At 70.2% G+C, this 17,472-nt stretch carries 21 protein-coding genes and 1 tRNA gene; 15 read left to right on the forward strand and 7 right to left on the reverse strand.

The window, feature by feature from the left end; all coding sequences use genetic code 11:
- From WC555_RS00005 to WC555_RS00015, 3 genes are all read left to right on the forward strand, one after another.
- On the forward strand, window positions 1-278 hold a 278-nt coding region (locus WC555_RS00005; protein WP_373250175.1), incomplete at its 5' end, for an inorganic diphosphatase.
- A 160-nt stretch (window positions 279-438) separates the two neighbouring features.
- Entirely contained in the window at window positions 439-2,313 is a 1,875-nt protein-coding gene (gene cobT / locus WC555_RS00010) for a cobaltochelatase subunit CobT (protein ID WP_373250176.1), read from the forward strand.
- The gene (locus tag WC555_RS00015) at window positions 2,310-3,281 is read left to right on the forward strand and encodes an esterase-like activity of phytase family protein (protein WP_373250177.1); all 972 of its coding nucleotides are present in this window, start codon (window positions 2,310-2,312) and stop codon (window positions 3,279-3,281) included. Before cobT ends, WC555_RS00015 begins: the two co-directional genes overlap by 4 nt.
- Before the next feature lie 4 nt (window positions 3,282-3,285).
- Here the strand turns inward: WC555_RS00015 and WC555_RS00020 are convergent, their stop codons facing one another.
- The 4 genes from WC555_RS00020 to WC555_RS00035 form a co-directional block, all read right to left on the reverse strand.
- A complete protein-coding gene (locus tag WC555_RS00020; protein WP_373250178.1) occupies window positions 3,286-3,585 on the reverse strand; it encodes a hypothetical protein in 300 nt (99 codons plus the stop codon).
- Window positions 3,586-3,655: 70 nt separating this feature from the next.
- Window positions 3,656-4,249, reverse strand: coding sequence for a demethoxyubiquinone hydroxylase family protein (locus tag WC555_RS00025; RefSeq protein ID WP_373250179.1), 594 nt, complete (start codon window positions 4,247-4,249; stop codon window positions 3,656-3,658).
- Complete coding sequence (locus WC555_RS00030; protein WP_373250180.1) at window positions 4,227-4,760, reverse strand: disulfide bond formation protein B; 534 nt, start codon at window positions 4,758-4,760, stop codon at window positions 4,227-4,229. The genes WC555_RS00025 and WC555_RS00030 overlap by 23 nt, the downstream gene beginning before the upstream one ends.
- A 52-nt stretch (window positions 4,761-4,812) precedes the next feature.
- A complete protein-coding gene (locus WC555_RS00035; RefSeq protein ID WP_373250181.1) occupies window positions 4,813-5,388 on the reverse strand; it encodes a YqaA family protein in 576 nt (191 codons plus the stop codon).
- Between the two features lie 146 nt (window positions 5,389-5,534).
- On the opposite strand from WC555_RS00035, the gene WC555_RS00040 reads away from it, so the two are divergent.
- The 4 genes from WC555_RS00040 (at window position 5,535) to WC555_RS00055 (ending at window position 8,929) form a co-directional block, all read left to right on the forward strand.
- Window positions 5,535-5,975 carry a VOC family protein gene (locus tag WC555_RS00040; RefSeq protein ID WP_373250182.1) on the forward strand — a complete coding sequence of 147 codons (441 nt, stop codon included), beginning with the start codon at window positions 5,535-5,537 and terminating at the stop codon, window positions 5,973-5,975.
- Between the two features lie 2 nt (window positions 5,976-5,977).
- Window positions 5,978-6,586: a DUF6655 family protein gene (locus WC555_RS00045; RefSeq protein ID WP_373250183.1), complete on the forward strand. Its 609-nt coding sequence runs from the start codon at window positions 5,978-5,980 to the stop codon at window positions 6,584-6,586.
- 68 nt (window positions 6,587-6,654) lie between these two features.
- Complete coding sequence (locus WC555_RS00050) at window positions 6,655-8,511, forward strand: DUF885 family protein (RefSeq protein ID WP_373250184.1); 1,857 nt, start codon at window positions 6,655-6,657, stop codon at window positions 8,509-8,511.
- Between the two features lie 79 nt (window positions 8,512-8,590).
- On the forward strand, window positions 8,591-8,929 hold the full coding sequence (locus tag WC555_RS00055) for a zf-TFIIB domain-containing protein (protein ID WP_373250185.1): 339 nt from the start codon (window positions 8,591-8,593) through the stop codon (window positions 8,927-8,929).
- Window positions 8,930-8,934: 5 nt separating this feature from the next.
- Here WC555_RS00055 and WC555_RS00060 read toward each other — a convergent pair whose 3' ends face one another.
- The gene (locus WC555_RS00060; RefSeq protein WP_373250186.1) at window positions 8,935-10,653 is read right to left on the reverse strand and encodes a hypothetical protein; all 1,719 of its coding nucleotides are present in this window, start codon (window positions 10,651-10,653) and stop codon (window positions 8,935-8,937) included.
- Between the two features lie 207 nt (window positions 10,654-10,860).
- Between WC555_RS00060 and WC555_RS00065 the strand changes: the two genes are divergently transcribed.
- The 5 genes from WC555_RS00065 to WC555_RS00085 all read left to right on the forward strand — a co-directional run bounded on the left by WC555_RS00065 (window position 10,861) and on the right by WC555_RS00085 (window position 14,362).
- On the forward strand, window positions 10,861-11,565 hold the full coding sequence (locus WC555_RS00065) for a response regulator transcription factor (RefSeq protein WP_373250187.1): 705 nt from the start codon (window positions 10,861-10,863) through the stop codon (window positions 11,563-11,565).
- Window positions 11,534-13,177, forward strand: a complete 1,644-nt coding sequence (locus WC555_RS00070; protein WP_373250188.1) for a sensor histidine kinase — start codon at window positions 11,534-11,536, stop codon at window positions 13,175-13,177. The genes WC555_RS00065 and WC555_RS00070 overlap by 32 nt, the downstream gene beginning before the upstream one ends.
- Window positions 13,174-13,602, forward strand: coding sequence for an HPr kinase/phosphorylase (locus WC555_RS00075; RefSeq protein WP_373250189.1), 429 nt, complete (start codon window positions 13,174-13,176; stop codon window positions 13,600-13,602). The genes WC555_RS00070 and WC555_RS00075 overlap by 4 nt, the downstream gene beginning before the upstream one ends.
- An 86-nt stretch (window positions 13,603-13,688) precedes the next feature.
- Complete coding sequence (locus WC555_RS00080) at window positions 13,689-14,093, forward strand: PTS sugar transporter subunit IIA (protein ID WP_325741410.1); 405 nt, start codon at window positions 13,689-13,691, stop codon at window positions 14,091-14,093.
- On the forward strand, window positions 14,090-14,362 hold the full coding sequence (locus WC555_RS00085) for an HPr family phosphocarrier protein (protein WP_373250190.1): 273 nt from the start codon (window positions 14,090-14,092) through the stop codon (window positions 14,360-14,362). Before WC555_RS00080 ends, WC555_RS00085 begins: the two co-directional genes overlap by 4 nt.
- Before the next feature lies 1 nt (window position 14,363).
- Here the strand turns inward: WC555_RS00085 and WC555_RS00090 are convergent, their stop codons facing one another.
- Both WC555_RS00090 and WC555_RS00095 read right to left on the reverse strand, forming a co-directional pair.
- Window positions 14,364-15,317 carry a rhodanese-related sulfurtransferase gene (locus tag WC555_RS00090; RefSeq protein ID WP_373250191.1) on the reverse strand — a complete coding sequence of 318 codons (954 nt, stop codon included), beginning with the start codon at window positions 15,315-15,317 and terminating at the stop codon, window positions 14,364-14,366.
- Window positions 15,318-15,377: 60 nt separating this feature from the next.
- Window positions 15,378-15,453 (reverse strand) — tRNA-Ala (locus tag WC555_RS00095).
- Window positions 15,454-15,604: 151 nt separating this feature from the next.
- On the opposite strand from WC555_RS00095, the gene WC555_RS00100 reads away from it, so the two are divergent.
- The 3 genes from WC555_RS00100 (at window position 15,605) to WC555_RS00110 (ending at window position 17,462) form a co-directional block, all read left to right on the forward strand.
- On the forward strand, window positions 15,605-15,925 hold the full coding sequence (locus WC555_RS00100) for a YggT family protein (RefSeq protein WP_373250192.1): 321 nt from the start codon (window positions 15,605-15,607) through the stop codon (window positions 15,923-15,925).
- A gap of 92 nt (window positions 15,926-16,017) precedes the next feature.
- Window positions 16,018-16,896 carry a 3-hydroxybutyryl-CoA dehydrogenase gene (locus WC555_RS00105; RefSeq protein WP_373250193.1) on the forward strand — a complete coding sequence of 293 codons (879 nt, stop codon included), beginning with the start codon at window positions 16,018-16,020 and terminating at the stop codon, window positions 16,894-16,896.
- Window positions 16,893-17,462, forward strand: a complete 570-nt coding sequence (locus WC555_RS00110; protein ID WP_373250194.1) for a phthalate transporter — start codon at window positions 16,893-16,895, stop codon at window positions 17,460-17,462. Before WC555_RS00105 ends, WC555_RS00110 begins: the two co-directional genes overlap by 4 nt.
- Window positions 17,463-17,472: the final 10 nt, after the last annotated feature.

Genomic DNA, 17,472 nt, shown 5'->3' on the forward strand with positions numbered 1-17,472 from the left:
AAGACGAGGCCGGCGGCGACGAGAAGATCCTGGCCGTGCCGGTCGACAAGCTGAACCCCTATTACACCGACATCGCCAGCTACCGGCAGCTGCCAGCCATCCTGGTCGAGCAGATCGAGCACTTCTTCACCCGCTACAAGGACCTGGAGAAGAACAAGTCGGTGACGGTGAAGGGCTGGGGCGACGCCGGCGAGGCCGCCGAACTGATCGCCATCGGCATGCGCGCGCACCAGGACAAGCTGAAGTCGGCGGTGTCCAAGGCTGTGAACGCGGCCTGATCGCCCTCTCCCTCCCCCGAAGTGGGGAGGGTGGTCGCGTAGCGACCGGGTGGGGAACGCCTGACGCACCCCACCCTGTCGTCGCTTCGCACCGACATCCCTCCCCATAAAGGGGAGGGAGAACGCTTCCCCTCTCCGCTCGCTGCGCTATGTGTCGCGCATGGCCTCCGCCGACACGCCCGCCGACATCTTCAAGCGCGCCCTCGCCCATGCGGCGAGGGCGCTGGCCGAACAGTCCGAGCTCGAGGTCGTGTTCGGCTCGGACGGGCCGAAGCTGGCGAACGGCGTCCTGACCCTGCCGCATCCGCCGCGCGACCCCGCCGCGCCCGAGAATGCGACGCTGCGCGGCCAGGCCGACCGCCTGGCCCTGCGCCTCGCCAATCACGACGAAGGCCTGCACGCCCGGTTGCGCCCCCTGGACAGCCGCGCCTCCGAGGTTTTCGAGGCGGTCGAACAGGCCCGCGTCGAGGCCGTCGGCTCGACCGCCCTCGCCGGGGTCCGGGCCAATATGAACGCGGCCCTGCTGACCCGTCTGGAGAAGATGGGCGCCCTGCGCAACACCGAGGCCGACCGCGTGCCCGTGGCCGAGGCTGTGGCCCTGCTGGTGCGCGAGCGGCTGACCGGCCAGCGCGCGCCCGACGGCGCCGGCGCCATGCTGGATCTCGTGCGCGCGGGGATCGAGGACAGGGCCGGGGTGAAGCTGAATGCGCTGGCGGAGGTCGCCGGCGACCAGACCGCCTTCGCCGAGCGGCTGAAGGACGTGCTGCGCGCGCTGGATCTCGATCCCGGCGACGGTCGCGGCGACGACGCCTCCGACGATCAGGGCGAGGACGAACCCGACCCGAAGGAGCCGGACGCCGCCGACGATCAGGACGAGGAAGAGGACGCCGGCGGCGGCGAGGGCCAGTCCATGGACGGCTCGGCCGACGACCGGGCCGAGGGCGAGGACCGCGACAGCCGCCCGGACGGCGCGCCCGGCGATCCCGACGGCGAGGCCTCGGACGATGGCCCGGACGTCAACGAAGGCTCCCTGCCGAACCGGCAGCAGACCGCCGACGACGGGCGCGCCATCGACGCCTATCGCGTCTTCACCACGGCTTATGACGAGGTCGTGGACGCCGCCGACCTGTGCGACCCGAACGAGCTGGAGCGGCTGCGGGCCCTGCTGGACCAGCAGCTGACGGCCCTGTCGTCGGTGGTCTCGCGCCTGGCCAACAAGCTGCAGCGCCGCCTGATGGCCCAGCAGAACCGCAGCTGGCATTTCGATCTCGAGGAGGGGGTGCTGGACACCGCCCGTCTGACGCGGATCATCACCGACCCGACCTCGCCGCTCAGCTTCAAGGCCGAAAGCGAAAGCCCGTTCCGCGACACGGTGGTGACCCTGCTGCTGGACAATTCCGGCTCGATGCGCGGACGGCCGATCATGGTGGCGGCGGTCTGCGCCGACATTCTGGCGCGGACGCTGGAGCGCTGCGGGGTCAAGGTCGAGATCCTCGGCTTCACCACCCGGGCGTGGAAGGGCGGCCAGTCGCGCGAGGCCTGGATCACCGCCGGCAAGCCCGCCAACCCGGGCCGCCTCAACGACCTGCGCCACATCATCTACAAGTCCGCCGACGCGCCGTGGCGCCGGGCGAAGAAGAGCCTCGGCCTGATGATGCGCGAGGGGCTGCTGAAGGAAAACATCGACGGCGAGGCCCTGACCTGGGCGCACGACCGGCTGCTGGCGCGGACCGAGTCGCGCCGCATCCTGATGGTCATCTCCGACGGCTCGCCGGTCGACGATTCCACCCAGTCGGCCAATGCGGCCCTGTATCTGGACAAGCATCTGCGCCAGGTCATCGCCGAGATCGAGACCCGTTCGCCCGTCGAGCTGATGGCCATCGGCATCGGCCATGACGTGACCCGCTGGTACCGCCGCGCCGTGACCATCGTCGATGTCGAGCAGCTGGCCGGCGCCATGGTCGAGAACCTGGCCGCCCTGTTCGACGCCGAGCCCAAGGCCGTTTCCGCCGGGCGCCGCCGGAAGGCCGCGTGAGGCGGCTCGCCGCCGTCGGCCTGACACTGATGCTGGGCGCCTGCGCCGGCCCGGGCGGGATGTCCGAACCGTGGCGAGGCTCCGCCGACGGCTGGACGCCCGTCGCCGCGGAAATCCGAACCGTCGGTCTGGGCGTTCCCGGCGGCGTCCGGCTGGCGCCGGGCGTGCGCTACGCCGGCGGCGTCCGGATCGTCGCGCCGACGGGCGACCGGCTGCACGGCCTGTCGGATCTCAAGCTGGCCGACGGAGACGTGATCGCGGTCACCGACGCGGGCGATCTGGTGCGGGGACGGCTGGCGTTCGATCGCCGGGGCCGGCTGGCTGGTCTGTCCGGCCTGCGCCTGCGCGGACTGACCGGGGAGGACGGACGCGCCTTTCCGACCAAGGCCGACGGCGACGCAGAAAGCCTGGCGATCACGGCGGCCGGCGATCTGGTCATCGGCTTCGAGCAGAGGCCGCGCCTGTGGTCCTACGGTCCGCTCGACGCCCTGCGGGACCGCCCGTCGCCGCTGCCGGTTCCGCCCGTTCCGCCGGGCAATGAAGGTCTGGAGGCGCTGGCGGCCGGGCCCGACGGCCTGCGCGCCGCGGCGGAAGGCGGCGGGGTCTGGGACTGCGCGCCCGCGCGCTGCGCCGAAATCGCGCCGCCGCCGTCGACTCCGCCCGCCGTCGGCGACTGGCGGGTCACGGGCATGGACCGCGACCCGGCGGGGGACGGCTGGTTCATCGTCGAGCGCCTGTATCGCGAGCCGTTCGACATGCGCGCGCGTCTGCGCCGCATGGACGCCTCAGGCCGGCCGGGGCCGGTTCTGGCGACCCTCAGCCTGCCGTCGACGACCGACAATTTCGAGGGGGTGGCGGCCGTCGCCGGCGCGACGGGGACGCGCCTCTACATCCTGTCCGACGACAATGACAATCCCCGGCAGAGGACGCTGCTTCTGGCCTTTGACCTGGATTCGCGGAAACCCTGAGGCGTCAGCTGTCCGGCATGCGGGCGCCCTGCATACGGCGCAGCATCTCGCGGCTGGCGGCCGCTTCCTCGGCGGTCTGCACGCTGTTGCGGCAGACGCGGCGGCCGAAGCGCGATCCGGTGACGGCCTCGGTCCGGCAGGTCTGGGTGGGTTCCGCGGGGGTGGCGGCGACGTTCACGCTCGGCAGGGTCGTCGTCTCGGGCTGCGCGGCGGCGGGCGCCGGGGCGGGCGCGGGGGTCTGCCCGGCGGGCGGAGTCTGCTGCAGGAGAAAGAGGGACGCGAACAAGGCGACGGGAAACAGCACCGGGCTCTCCTGTGGAACATCGATCGCCTATAATGCCAGCCGGGCGTCAGATCGCAACCCGGACGGGCGATCAGACCTTTTCGCTGATCTTTATGGCCGCCCGGCAGCCGGCCTTGATGACCGCGCTGAGCAGGCGGTAGCCGGGGGCCTCGCGGGCCCCGTGCTCGACCGCGTGGGCGTGGTGGGCCAGCTCCTCGTCGCGGAACACCGCCAGTTCCGCCGCCAGCGCCGGATCGCGCTCCCCCAGTTCGGCGATCTGGTCGGCGTAGTGTTCCTCGATCACGCTCTCGACCGCCTCGGTGCAGGCGTGGGCGGCCTTCTCGCCCATCAGGGCGGTGCCGGTCCCCAGCGCCAGGGCGGCCAGCCGCCAGACCGGCGTCATCGCCGTGGGCCGCACCCGTTCGGCGTTCAGCAAGGCGTCGAAGCGCGCCAGATGGACGGCCTCCTGGTTCTGCATCTCGCCCATGTCGGCGGCCAGGGCGGCCTTGCCGGTCCGGCCCTCGAACACGGCCTTCTGGGCCCGGTAGATGTGGACGGCGGCGTATTCGCCCGCGTGATCGACGCGCAGGATCTCGGCCCGGCGGCGCCGGCTGGCGCCGCGTCCCGGCCGCGCCAGCGGGATGCGCCGGTCGGCCGTCGGATCAGATTCGGGGAGCGCGGGCATCCTTGGGTCTCTTTGCGGCGAGCAGGCTGAACCCGGCGAGGACCGCCGAGATGATCGCATTCCACCCTGCCATCGAAAGTCCGAGGAAGCGCCATGTCACCGCGTCGCAGAAGACCGGCCTCTCGATCGGACCGGTTCCCAGCGCCAGAGCGGCCAGGCCTTCCAGATTGACGTCGCCGCCGCCGGCGCAGGAGGCGGGCAGGACCCACCACTTCATCTCGCCGCCCATGTGGAAGACCGCCGTGATCGCGCCGGTGGCGAAGACGACGGCCAGCAGGAAGGCCGCGATGCGGGGCGTGCCGCGGCTGCCGCGGCTGACCAGATGCCAGAGGGTGGCCGTCAGGGCGATGGCCACGGCGCCCCAGTAGACCTCACGCTGTTTGAGGCACAGGTTGCACGGCGCCAGGCCTGCGAACCGCTCGAACGCATGCGCCGCGCCCAGCAGCGCCAGCGAGGCGGCGAGGGCGAAGGCGGTCCACCACCGCGTCAGGAGTCGATAGAAGTCTCTCATCGGACGTCGTTCATAGCCGGGCCCGAACGCCGCGTCGATGCGGCTTGCCCGATCAGAGAAGCTTGACCGCCACGATGACGCCGACCAGCACCACGAGGCCGATGACGCTCCACATCGCCAGCCGCTTCTCGACCATCTCCAGCATAGGCGGACCCCAGCGCCTCAGAATGAAGGCCTCGGCGTAGAAGCGGGCTCCGCGGGTCACGGCGCACAGGGCCACGAACAGGGCGAAGTTGAACTGGAAGATGCCCGAGGCGATGGTGATCAGCTTGAACGGAATGGGCGTCAGACCCTTGATCAGGATCACCCAGGCGCCGTGTTGCTGGAACAGGGCCTTGGACGCCTCGAAGGTGTCGGCCTTGTCCAGCCAGGTCAGGATCATCATCCCGACATCGGTCAGGAAATAGCCGATCGCATAGCCCAGCATCGCCCCCAGCACGGAGGCGACCGTGCAGACGGTGGCGTAGAAATAGGCCCGGTCGGGCCGCGCCAGAATCATGGGGGCCAGCATCACGTCGGGCGGAACGGGGAAGAAGGAGCTCTCGGTAAACGAGATCACGGCCAGGGCCGGCGTGGCGTGTTTGCTGCGGGCCAGGGCGAAAACCCGATCGTAGAGCTTGCGAAGCATGAAATCCCTTGGGCGGCGGCCGGACCTGTCGCGTCTAGCAGGCGGCGGGGACGGGCGCATCCACCGAAACCCTCCGTGAGTCGCGATCGCGGCGAAGGGTCGCTATAGAGACCGCCTTCCCGCCTCTGCCCAGGACAACCGCCCCCATGCGTTATCTGCACACCATGGTCCGGGTCACGGATCTCGACGCCTCGCTGCATTTCTACCGCGACCTGCTGGGTCTGGTGGAGACGCGGCGCATGGAGAATGAGGCGGGGCGCTATACGCTGGTCTTCCTGGCCGCGCCGTCGGACCGGCCGCGCGCCGAGGCCGAGCGATCGCCCGAGGTCGAACTGACCTTCAACTGGGACCCCCAGCCCTACGACGGCGGACGCAATTTCGGTCATCTGGCCTACCGGGTCGACGACATCCATGCCGCCTGCCAGAGGCTGATGGACGGGGGCGTGGTGATCAACCGCCCGCCGCGCGACGGCAACATGGCCTTCGTGCGCTCGCCGGACGGCATCTCGATCGAACTGCTGCAGGAGGGTCCGCCCCTGGCGCCCGCCGAGCCCTGGGCCTCCATGCCCAACACCGGGAGCTGGTGATCTTGAAAGCCTACGCCACGATCGGCCTGGCCTTGCTGGCCGGGGCCTGCGCCTCGACGTCCGAGACCCATCCGGCGCGCACGGCGACCGAGCAGCTGCTGGTCGCCCGCGCCGCCGACCGCGCCGTCGAGGGCCTGACCCTGCCCATTCCGGCCGGGTCCCGGGTCTTCGTCGACTCCGCCTTCTTCCAGGCCGAGAACGCGGCCTACGCCGTCAGCGCCATCCGCGCGGCCCTGTCCGAGGCCGGCTATTCGCTGGCGCCGTCCAAGGCGGAGGCCGACGCGGTGTTCGAACTGCGCGTCGGCGCCCTGTCCCTGGAACAGATGCGCCGCGTCTTCGGCCTGCCCGACATGCGGGTGCCGATCAACGAGAGTTTCAACGTCGTCTCCGTGCCCGAGCTGTCGATCTACAGCCGTCGCGACCGCGTCGGCGTCGCCGAGTTTTCGGGCTTCCTCTATGAGCCGAAGACGGGCGCCCCGCTGGGCGCGGTCGTGCCCATGACCGGCGAGTTCCGCATCCGCAGCCACAAGCTGCTGATGATCGTCGCCTGGGGTCAGCAGCGCGTCGACCCCGGCGAACGCAACCCGGGCGACAGCTGGCGGCAGTTCTAGGCGTTCGCGACTTGCACCCCGCGCACTGACCGCAGATGGTCGCGTCCTCATCGTTTCCGGGGGTTTCCATGCGCCGTCTGCTCGTTTCGTCCGCCGCCGCCGTCGCCTTGCTGGCGGGGGCGCCCGCCGCCGCCCTGGCCCAGACGCCCGCGCCCGGGCCCGCGGCGGCCCCGGCCCAGAGCGAGGACGCCCGGCTGGCGGCCTTCTTCGAACAGGCGTTCCAGGAGCGGGTCGCGCTGAGCCCGCAGACCATGACCTCGCTGGGGCTGAAGACCGGCTACGACAAGCTGGACGACGCCACCGACGCCGCGGCCGACCGGTCTCTGGCCCTGGCCGAAAGCCAGCTGGCGCGGCTGAACGACCAGTTCAATCCGCGGACCCTGAGCCCCGACAGCCGGGTGTCGTGGCGGCTGTTCGAATACGGCGTCCAGCAGGCGCGTCTGTCCAACCGCTGGCGCGACTGGAACTATCAGTTCGCCGCCAACGGCAATCCGACCACCGGCCTGCCGGTGTTCATGATCAACAACCACCGCGTCGGCGACGTTTCGGACGCCGAGGCCTATGTGGCGCGCCTGCGCGACGCCGGGCGGGTCATGGGCGAGATCGCCGCCGAACTGCGCGACCGGGCGTCGAAGGGGATCATCTCGCCGAATTTCGTGTTCGAACCCTCGATCGCCAACACCCGCAACATCATCACCGGCGCCCCTTTCGACGACGGCGCCGACAATCCGGTCTGGGCCGACTTCCAGAAGAAGGTCGGGGCGCTGGACGCCGATCAGGCCACGAAGGACCGGCTGCTGGCCGAGGGCCGCGCGGCCCTGACCGGCGAATGGAAGCGCGGCTATGAAGGGGTGCTGGCGGCCCTCGCCGAGGTTCAGGTCCTGGCCGCGGCCATGCCCGATCGCGACGGCGGCGTCTGGCGGCTGCCCCAGGGCGAGGCCTTCTACAACGCACGGCTCCAGCTCTCGACCACCACCGATCTGACGGCGGACCAGATCCACGACATCGGCCTGGCCGAGGTGGCGCGGCTGCAGGGCGAGATGCAGACGATCATGACCCGGGTCGGCTTCACCGGCTCGCTGCAGGAGATGTTCGCCTTCCTCAAGACGGATCCCCGCTTCCAGTATCCGAACACGCCCGAAGGCAAGGAGCAGTATCTGACCGACTCGCGGGCCTTCATCGCCCAGGTGATGGCGGCGGGCCCGCGGTATTTCCACGACCTGCCCGAGGCGGCTCTGGAGGTGCGGTCGGTCGAGCCGTGGCGCGAGGCGACGGCCTCGGTCGCCTTCTACAATTCGCCGGCCCCGGACGGTTCGCGGCCCGGCATCTATTACGTCAACCTGTCGGACATGACCCAGGTGCTGAAGCCCCAGATCGAGGCCATCAGCTACCACGAGGGCGCGCCGGGCCACCATTTCCAGATCGCATACGCCCAGGAGATGGAGAGCCTGCCGCGCTTCCGCCGCTTCGGCGGCTATGGCGCCTACGCCGAGGGCTGGGGGCTTTATTCGGAGCGGTTGGGCAAGGAGATGGGCTTCTACCAGGATCCGTATTCGGACTTCGGCCGGCTGTCGCTGGAGCTGTGGCGGTCGGTGCGGCTGGTCACGGACACCGGCCTGCACGCCAAGCGCTGGAGCCGCGAACAGGCGATCGAATATTTCCAGCGCAACTCGCTGCTCAGCGAGCGCGACATCGTCAAGGAGGTCGAGCGCTATCTGACCAATCCGGGCCAGGCGACCAGCTACAAGATCGGCGAGCTGAAGATCATGGAGCTGCGCCAGCGGGCGCAGGCGGCGCTGGGGCCGCGTTTCGACATCCGCGACTTCCACGCCGTCGTACTGGGTTCCGGTTCGGTGCCCCTGGAGGTGCTGGAGGACCAGGTCGACGCCTGGATCGCGGCCGGAGGCGGGGCTCCGGAGGCCTGAGGCGGCGCGGCCCTTGGTCGCGTTGGCGGAACCGTGGGCCCGCCCTAGCTCTACCGCCTGAACGTGAATGGAGACGCCGATGCCGCTCTTGATGTGCCCGAACGACAACGCCGCCATGCAGACGCTGGAGCGCGGCGGGGTGCAGTTCGACATGTGCCCCAGCTGCCGCGGCGTGTGGCTGGACCGGGGCGAGCTGGAGAAGCTGATGGCCTCGGCCACCGAGGAAGGCCGCGCCTCCGCGCCCCAGGCCGCGCCGCCCCCGCAACAGGCGCAGCAGCCCTATCCGCCGCAGCAGCCGGCGCCGCAGCCGTGGGGCGGACAGCCGGCCTACCGCGACGACCGCTATCGCAGCCGCGACGACGACGACTACCGCTACAAGAAAAAGAAGCGCGACAGCATCTTCGACATCTTCGACTAGGCCGCTCAGGCGGCCAGGCCGGCGGCCCTCATCAACCCCTTCAGCGGAGCCAGGGCCTCCGGCGTGGCCGACAGGGTCGCGCGGGATTCCGGGGCGCGGAACAGCTTGATCGCCTCCGCCTTGGCCCGGTCCGCGGCGGGACCGACCGGCGCGGTCTCGCCGGCGGCCATGCGCAGGAGCACCGACAGCTTCTGCGGCAGGGGCGCGGGCGAGCGCGCCAGCATCATCACGATCTTCGCCTCGCTCTCGACCGCGCCGCCCACCGTGCCGATGGCGGCCGAAATCTCGGCGTCGTCCCGCTCGTTCAGGCCGCAGCCGTGTACGGCCCGTTGCAGATTGGCCAGGACGCCGAGTTTCTGGGCCGCCGTCTGGCCGACGGCGCTGGCGCGCATCTCGCTCTCGAACCGGAGCGAACCGACGCAGGCCGACAGCCAGCGGGCGGCGGACCGCTTGTTGGCCGTCCCGGTGACGTTCTCGCACAGGCGCGTCAGCGCCTCGGCCTCGCACAGCACCGTGGTGCAGGTTTTGGCGTAGGCGGCGACGAAATCGGCCGTGACGATGGATTTCGAGCGCTCGTTGAAGGCGTTCTGCACCTCTTCCAGAGTCAGCAGGCGGCCGGCGGTGACGGTCAGCGCCATGGCCAGGGTCCGCAGGATGTCGATCTCGCCGGCGGCGTCGTTGGGCCGCAGACGCCGGGGGCTCATCAGCTCGCGCAGCACCATCCGGGCCAGGGCGGCGGCCAGCAGGGGGAATTCGCCGGCCTCCAGCCGTTCGCCCAGCCGAACGGCTGGACCCTCGACCGCGGGCATCTGCAGGGCCATCCGGGCGTCCTGCCGGATCAGGGCGGCGATCTCGTTGGGGGCGACCATCCGCACCACGGCCGCCAGCGAGGCGCCCTGATCGAGCCCGGGTCCCAGGATGTCCGTCAGATTGGTGCGCGCCGCCAGCATTTCGCACAGCAGCTGCTCGATCGGCACCAGCACCATGGCGCGCGGCGGCCCGTCCATGGGCGCGCGTTCGGCCAGATCCATCAGGCGATCCAGCCGGGCCCGGCCGCCGCGGACCCCGATCAGGGCGCCCGACACCACCCCGCCCATGATGAAGGCCCGGTCGGGCTGGCCCGCCAGCCGGTGCGCCAGGTCGGCGATCGAGCAGTCTTCCAGGCTGGGGAACTGGCCGCGCCGGCCCGCGGTGATGACCCGCTCGACGGCCTTGTCGGCCAGTTTCTGATAGTGGCGGACCAGGTCGTGGACGGGCTGGCCCACGGCCTGGCTCTCGGGCACGGCGACCTTCTGGATGGCGTGCTGCATCTCCACGCCCGACGCTTCCAGCTTTTCGGCCAGATCGGGGCGGTGCAGCAGTTCGAACGCCGTCACGCCCTGACGCGCCAGCCAGTCCTCCAGCACCCGGCCGATCAACTCGCGGGACTGCGACGTATAGAAGTCCTGCGGACCGTTGCAGCGCGGTCCGCTCTGATCCTCGGGCACTACCCGCTTGTGCCGCACTTCGGGCGCTCCGCGGGTCAGGACCGTCGAACTGGCGAACTCCATGGTGTCGGGATCGAGGATTTCCTTCGTCACCCGTACGGCCGCCGCGCGGTGGTCCGCCAGCATGTCCTCGGCCGCCTGCACCGCGACCGCGCGGTCTTCCGTCGCCATCTGGAGGGCCCAGGGCGCGGGAGCGGTCTTTCGGATGTAGACTTCGTAGTGGACGGATCCGGCCATCAAAACGCTCGAACTGTTCCGCCTCATCATGACGCCAAGGCTTTAAGGCGGGGTTTCGTTGTGGATCATGGCGATGCGCCCCATCTAAAGGCCTTGCGGGCGGTCATCCGGGATTTCGGTCGACCCGCCCGGAACAATGATGGATTAGAACGGTAACGCTTGCCGTGCGTTGAGACTGCGAACGAAGAGTCTGCAAGGAGACCGCCTTTGGCCAACATCACCCTGGTCGATGACGACGAGAACATCGTCGCCTCCGTGTCGCTGGCGCTGGAAAGCCATGGCCACAAGATCACGGCTTACCACGACGGGGCCGCCGGGCTCGAGGCGCTGGAAGCCAGCCCGCCCGATCTGGCCATCCTCGACGTCAAGATGCCCCGCATGGACGGCATGGAGGTGCTGCGCCGTCTGCGTCAGACCTCGCAGATCCCGGTCATCATGCTGACCTCGCGCGACGAGGAAATCGACGAGATTCTCGGCTTCAACCTCGGCGCCGACGACTATATCCACAAACCCTTCAGCCAGCGCCTGCTGATCGAGCGGGTCAAGGCCCTGCTGCGCCGGACCGGCGCCGACGGCGGCGAGCCCGAGCCCTCGGGCGAGAATTCGGCCAAGGCGATCAAGCGCGGCAAGCTGTCGATGGACCCGGCCCGCCACGAAAGCACCTGGGAGGGCAAGCCGGTCAAGCTGACCGTGACCGAATTCCTGCTGTTGCAGGCCCTGGCCCAGCGCCCGGGCTTCGTGAAGAGCCGCGACAACCTGATGGACGCCGCCTACGACGATCAGGTCTATGTCGATGACCGCACCATCGACAGCCACGTCAAGCGGATGCGAAAGAAGTTCCGGGTGGTCGACCCCGAGTTCGACGCCATCGAGACCCTGTATGGCGTCGGATACCGCTATCGCGAAAGCTGATCCGCTCCCGACGGGAGAGGCTGAACCCCGCCGTCGCGTAAAGCGCTTCGGCGGGTCGCGGCTGGGCGGGCTGATTCTCGCCCTGAACCTGCTCAGCCTGCTGATCCTGTTTGTCGGCGCCCTGGCCCTGAACGAGTGGCAGAGCGCCCTGACCAAGGCGCGGCAGGAAACCCTGATCGCCCAGGGCGAACTGCTGGTGCGGGTGCTGGGCGAGCCCCAGATCGGCGTCACGCGCGGATCGCCGACGCCCTATCTCGACTATGTCGAGGCCAGCCGCTGGTTGCGCGACAACTTCATTCCCACGGGCCAGCGGGCGCGGCTGTTCGACATCGACGGAATTCCCGTCGCCGACAGCTACGAAGTCACGGAAGCGATCCCCGGCCAGCCCCTGCCGCCGGCCCGGCCCGCGGGGAGCCCGCCGGTGAAGGTCGATCCCGCCGCGGGCCGACGCAACGAGGCGGAGGTCGAGCGGGCCCGCGCCGCCCTGGCCGCCGAGGTCGAGGCCGCGCTCGACGGCGAGGTCCAGTCGGGCCTGCGCCGCTCCGAAAGCGGCGATCGCGTGGTCTCGGTCTCCATCCCCGTGCGCCACGTGCAGCAGGTGCTGGGCGTGCTGACCCTGGAGGCCGGCGACGTCGACGAGACCCTCGCCGCCCAGCGCCGGGCCCTGATGCCCTTCGCCCTGGTGGCCTTGTTCGTGAACCTGCTGGGATCGCTGCTGCTGCACCTGTTCGTGGCCCGGCCCGTGATGCGGCTGTCGGTGGCGGCCGACGAGGTCCGTCTGCAGCGCGCCCGCGCCATCTCCCTGCCCGACCTCGAAGGCCGCAAGGACGAGATCGGGGATCTGGCCCGCTCGCTCGAGACCATGACCGAAACCCTGTCCGACCGCATGGACGCCATCGAACGCTTCGCCGCCGACGTCTCGCACGAGATCAAGAACCCCCTCACTTCGATCCGCTCGGCGCTGGAGACCCTGCCGCTGGTGAAGACCGAGGCCCAGCGCGAGAAACTGACGGCCCTGCTGCAGCAGGACGTGCGGCGGCTGGACCGGCTGATCACCGACATCTCCAACGCCTCGCGTCTGGACGCCGAACTGGCCCGCGACCGGCCCCGGACGATCGATCTGACCACCCTGCTGACCGAGATCGTCGGCGTCTATGACGCGGGCCGCAAACCGGGCGAGCCGCGGATCCTGTTCGAGGCGCCGGCCGGGGATCACATCCTCGTCGCGGGCCGTGACGGACCGCTGGGTCAGGTGTTCCGCAACCTGATCGACAACGCCCGCTCGTTCAGCCCCGCCGACGGTCGGGTGCGGATCACCCTTGTCCGCGATCCCTCGGACCCGGTCCGCCCCGCCCGCGTGCGCGTCGAGGACGACGGACCGGGCATCCCGCCCGAAAATCTGGAGACCGTGTTCCAGCGATTCTACACCTCGCGGCCCAAGGGCACGGCCTTCGGCGCCAATTCCGGTCTCGGCCTGTCGATCGCGCGCCAGATCATCGAGGCCCACGGCGGCGCCATACAGGCGGCCAACCGGACGGACCCGGACGGCGCGGTCGACGGCGCCCGCTTCGAGGTCGCCCTGCCGCTGGCGCCCGCGGGCCGGCGCGGATGAGCGACCAGCCCCTGCACGGGACGGTGGCGGCGCGCTGGACTCCCGCCCACGGCTGGCGCGGCGTGCTGATCACCGGCCCGTCCGGCGCGGGCAAGAGCGATCTGGCCCTGCGCCTGATCGGCCAGGGCTGGCGGCTGGTGGCCGACGACTACGCCCATGTCTTCGCCTCGGGCGGCGCGCTGTATGCGACCTGCCCGGCGACGATCGCCGGCCGGATCGAGGCCCGGGGCGTCGGCGTGGTTCCGGCTTGCGCCCTCGGCCTGGTCCGGCTGGTGCTGGCGGTCGAGCTGTCGACGGACCCGATCGAACGGCTTCCCGAGGCCGCTGAAACCATTCTCGCCGGGGTTCCCGTGCCCGTCGTCCGCCTGTGCGGTTTCGAGCCGTCCGCGGTCGAAAAGGTCACACTGCTGACCAGCGCGCTTTAACCCGGCGCGGAGTTGGGCTATTCCGCCCGGCTTGCGGCGAGCTGAAGAGCCGTCGGACGCGGGGCGCGAGCTTTGGTAATGCCGTCATGATCGGGCTGGTGATCGTCACCCACGGGGGACTGGCCTCGGAATTCCTGGCGGCCATGGAGCACGTCGTGGGCCCGCAGCGCGGGGTCGCGGCCATCTGCATCGGCCCCGAGGACGACATGGAGCGTCGCCGGCGCGACATCGTCGACGCCGCCAATGCGGTGAACGACGGCGACGGCGTCATCCTGCTGACCGACATGTTCGGCGGCACCCCCTCCAACCTGGCCATTTCGGTGATGGAAGAGACCCACGCCGAGGTCATCGCCGGGCTGAACCTGCCGATGCTGATCAAACTGGCCAGCGTGCGCGGCCGCGAGCCGCTGGAGGCCTGCGTGGCCCATGCCCAGGACGCCGGCCGCAAATACATTTCGGTGGCCAGCTGGGTGCTTCAGGGCGAGAAATGAGCGTCACGGCCACGGCGAACATCTGCAACACCCGCGGCCTGCACGCCCGCGCCTCGGCCAAATTCGTCAAGCTGGCCTCCGGTTTCGACGCCGAGGTCCGGGTGACCCGGGACGGCGTGACGGTGAACGCCCTGTCGATCATGGGCCTGCTGATGCTGGGCGCCGGCAACGGCTGCGGCATCGAGATCGTCGGCGAGGGCCCGGAGGCCGAGGCCGCGGTCGCCGCCCTGGCCGAACTGGTCGAACGCCGCTTCGACGAGGATCAGTAGCTCAGTCTTCGGGCGAGGCCTGAACCGCCCCGATGTGGGCCACGCCGCGCCGGTCCGCGATCTCCACCTGCTTCGCCCGTTCCAGATAGCGCGCCCGGTCCGCCTCGGTGCGCGCATCGGCGCAGCGGTCGCAGGCGACGCCCTCGACATAGCGCGGCGACTTCCGGCCTTCCTCGCTGACCGGCATGCGGCAGCCCCGGCACAGGCTGTGGCTGCCCGGGGTCAGGCCGTGGCCGACGGCGACGCGCTCGTCGAAGACGAAACATTCGCCTTCCCACAGGCTGTCGGCCTCGGGCGTGGTCTCCAGATAGCGCAGGACGCCGCCCTCCAGATGGAAGACGTCCTGCACGCCCTCGGCCTTGAGGAAGGCGGTCGCCTTCTCGCAGCGGATGCCGCCGGTGCAGTACATGGCCACCTTCGGCGGGTTCGGGCCGTCCAGCAGGGCGCGGCCCTCGGTGCGGAACCAGTCGGGGAAGTCGCGGAAGCCGCGGGTATTGGGCTGGACGGCGCCCTCGAAGGCGCCGACGGCGGCCTCATAATCGTTGCGGGTGTCGATCACGACCACGCCCGGATCGCGGATCAGGGCGTTCCAGTCGGCGGGCGCGACATAGGTTCCGGCGTCGGCGGGGTCGAGGCCCGGCTGGCCCATGGTCACGATCTCGGGCTTGATCCGCACCTTCAGCCGGTGAAACGGCATGGCGTCCGCCGCAGCGTATTTGACGTCCAGAGCGGCGAAGCCGGGCAGGGCGCGGATGCCGGCCAGCACCCGCTCGATCGACGCCTCGGGACCCGCGATGGTGCCGTTCAGGCCTTCATGGGCGACCAGCAGGGTGCCGCGCACATCGGGGCGGCAAAGCGCCTCGAGCCGGTCCCGGGCGGTTTCGCGGTCGGCGATGGCCGCGAACCGGTAAAGGGCCGCGACGCGGACGGGCGTTGGGGACGGGGAAACAGTCACAGAAAGACTTCCGTGCGAAAATCCGACCTGTCCTGCGAAGCGCGTCAGCGCGAAGCAGGATGGTGGAGCCGAGGGGAGTCGAACCCCTGACCTCGTCATTGCGAACGACGCGCTCTACCAACTGAGCTACGGCCCCCCTTACCCCACGGGACCGTCGGGTGCAGGCGAGCGCGCGACATACGAGGGGCGGAGCCGGGGTGTCAACCATCCCGACCTGCAGGGCGGGAGTTGGCCAAGCGGGGGTGGTGGGCTAGAAGGCCGTCAAGGCTTCAGGAGCACCGGACGGCATGGCGGCGATTATCGGCTTTATCTTCTTCGTTATCGACGCGGTTCTGGGGCTGCTGGTGCTGGCCATCATCGTCAGCGCCATTCTGAGCTGGCTGTTCGCCTTTGATGTCATCAACCACCGCAACCGGTTCGTGAACCAGTTGTCCTCGGCGCTGGAGGCGCTGGTCGCCCCGGTGCTGGCGCCGGTCCGGGCCGTCATTCCGCCGCTGGGCGGCATCGATGTCACGCCGATCATCGTGCTGATCCTGATCCACGGCGTGCGGGTCTATCTTCTCCCGGCGTCGAAAGCTGCACTTCTGACACTCGTCGGAGCCTATTGAGACACGGACGTCCATCCGCTCTTGCGCCGTCCGGCGAGGGTCCTAAGGTGCCGCTCCGACCGGGCCCAGCGCCCGCCAGCCAACCGGACTTCATGACCACGATCCGATCCGTCGCCATCGTCGGCGCAGGCCAGATGGGCGCCGGCATCGCCCAGGCCGTGGCCGCGGGCGGCTATCAGGTGCTGCTGTACGATTCCGCCGGCGACCGCGTGCCGCAGGCGCAGGGCGTCATCGCCGCCAGCCTGGCGCGCCAGGTCGCGCGCGGACTGATCGACCAGGCCGCCGCCGACGCCGCCCTGTCGCGCATCTCCGCCGCGCCGTCCCTCGCCGCCGCGGCCAAGGCCGATCTGGTTATCGAGGCCGCCATCGAGGACGAGGCGGCCAAGAAATCCATCCTCGCCGACCTGACGCCGCACCTGGGCCCGGACACCCTGCTGGCGTCCAACACCTCGTCGATCTCGATCACCCGTCTGGCCTCGGTCACGGACCGGCCCGAGCGCTTCATCGGCCTGCATTTCATGAAGCCGGCGCCGGTGATGAAGCTGGTCGAGATCATCCGCGGCATCGCCACCTCGGCCCGGACCTACGACACGGCCGTGGCCTTCGCGGAATCGCTGGGCAAGACGACCACCAACGCCGAGGACTTCCCCGCCTTCATCGTCAACCGCATCCTCGTGCCGATGATCAATGAGGCGGTCTATGTCCTGTACGAGGGCGTCGGCGACGTCGCCTCGATCGACAAGGCGCTGAAACTGGGCGCCAACCATCCGATGGGGCCGCTGGAGCTGGCCGACTTCATGGGGCTGGACGTCGTCCTGGCCATCATGAACGTGCTGTACGACGGCCTCGCCGACAGCAAATACCGGCCCTGTCCGCTGCTGGTGAAATACGTCGAGGCCGGCTGGCTGGGGCGCAAGTCCGGCCGCGGCTTCTATGACTATTCCGGCCCGGCGCCGGTCCCGACCCGATGATCCCCACGCTCGAAAAGCCGGAAGACTTTCCGGGCCAGCAGCGCGTGTCCTGGCGGCGGGAGCCGCAGCGCATCGTGCTGGCGGCGCTGGCCGGGGCCCTGTGGCCGCCGCTGGTCATCACCCTGATGGTCTGGCGGCCGCGGAACTGGCTGCCCAGTCTCGAGATGGACTGGCGGCTGCTGGTGCTGGTCATCGGCCTCGCCGCCGTACCCGGAGGGTTGTGGCTGCTGGCGCGCGAGCGGGACCTGACCGGCCGTCCGGCGACCCGCCTGGGCGTGGTCTGGCGCTTCATGTTCTATGGCGGCCTGCTGGCGGCCGGGCTTCAGGCCGTGCTGGCCCTTGTCGTGTCGGTCGTCGGCCTGTTCGAGGCCGGCGGCGTCGCCCAGGCCGCGGGCGCGACCGAGACGACCTTGCTAATCTACGGCGTCGGCGGCCTGCCGATCGCCGTGCTGCTCGGCGTCAGCTACGCCCTGTGGGCCGGGCTGTGCGCCGCCTTCATCGCCTTCAGTCCCCAGCCCGCGGTGCGTGACCGCCTCGGCGTGATGCGCGACCGCGAGCCGGACTGACCCAGGCGGC

The sequence above is a fragment of the Brevundimonas sp. genome, from assembly GCF_041648615.1.
Lineage (GTDB): Bacteria > Pseudomonadota > Alphaproteobacteria > Caulobacterales > Caulobacteraceae > Brevundimonas.

Coding starts and splice junctions, on each gene's coding strand:
- cobT (WP_373250176.1), top strand. CDS start 439: ATGGCCTCCGCCGACACGCCCGCCGACATCTTCAAGCGCGCCCTCGCC.
- WC555_RS00025 (WP_373250179.1), bottom strand. CDS start 4,249: ATGCCCGCGCTCCCCGAATCTGATCCGACGGCCGACCGGCGCATCCCG.
- WC555_RS00030 (WP_373250180.1), bottom strand. CDS start 4,760: ATGAGAGACTTCTATCGACTCCTGACGCGGTGGTGGACCGCCTTCGCC.
- WC555_RS00035 (WP_373250181.1), bottom strand. CDS start 5,388: ATGCTTCGCAAGCTCTACGATCGGGTTTTCGCCCTGGCCCGCAGCAAA.
- WC555_RS00040 (WP_373250182.1), top strand. CDS start 5,535: ATGCGTTATCTGCACACCATGGTCCGGGTCACGGATCTCGACGCCTCG.
- WC555_RS00050 (WP_373250184.1), top strand. CDS start 6,655: ATGCGCCGTCTGCTCGTTTCGTCCGCCGCCGCCGTCGCCTTGCTGGCG.
- WC555_RS00055 (WP_373250185.1), top strand. CDS start 8,591: ATGCCGCTCTTGATGTGCCCGAACGACAACGCCGCCATGCAGACGCTG.
- WC555_RS00060 (WP_373250186.1), bottom strand. CDS start 10,653: ATGGCCGGATCCGTCCACTACGAAGTCTACATCCGAAAGACCGCTCCC.
- WC555_RS00070 (WP_373250188.1), top strand. CDS start 11,534: ATGGCGTCGGATACCGCTATCGCGAAAGCTGATCCGCTCCCGACGGGA.
- WC555_RS00075 (WP_373250189.1), top strand. CDS start 13,174: ATGAGCGACCAGCCCCTGCACGGGACGGTGGCGGCGCGCTGGACTCCC.
- WC555_RS00080 (WP_325741410.1), top strand. CDS start 13,689: ATGATCGGGCTGGTGATCGTCACCCACGGGGGACTGGCCTCGGAATTC.
- WC555_RS00085 (WP_373250190.1), top strand. CDS start 14,090: ATGAGCGTCACGGCCACGGCGAACATCTGCAACACCCGCGGCCTGCAC.
- WC555_RS00100 (WP_373250192.1), top strand. CDS start 15,605: ATGGCGGCGATTATCGGCTTTATCTTCTTCGTTATCGACGCGGTTCTG.
- WC555_RS00105 (WP_373250193.1), top strand. CDS start 16,018: ATGACCACGATCCGATCCGTCGCCATCGTCGGCGCAGGCCAGATGGGC.
- WC555_RS00110 (WP_373250194.1), top strand. CDS start 16,893: ATGATCCCCACGCTCGAAAAGCCGGAAGACTTTCCGGGCCAGCAGCGC.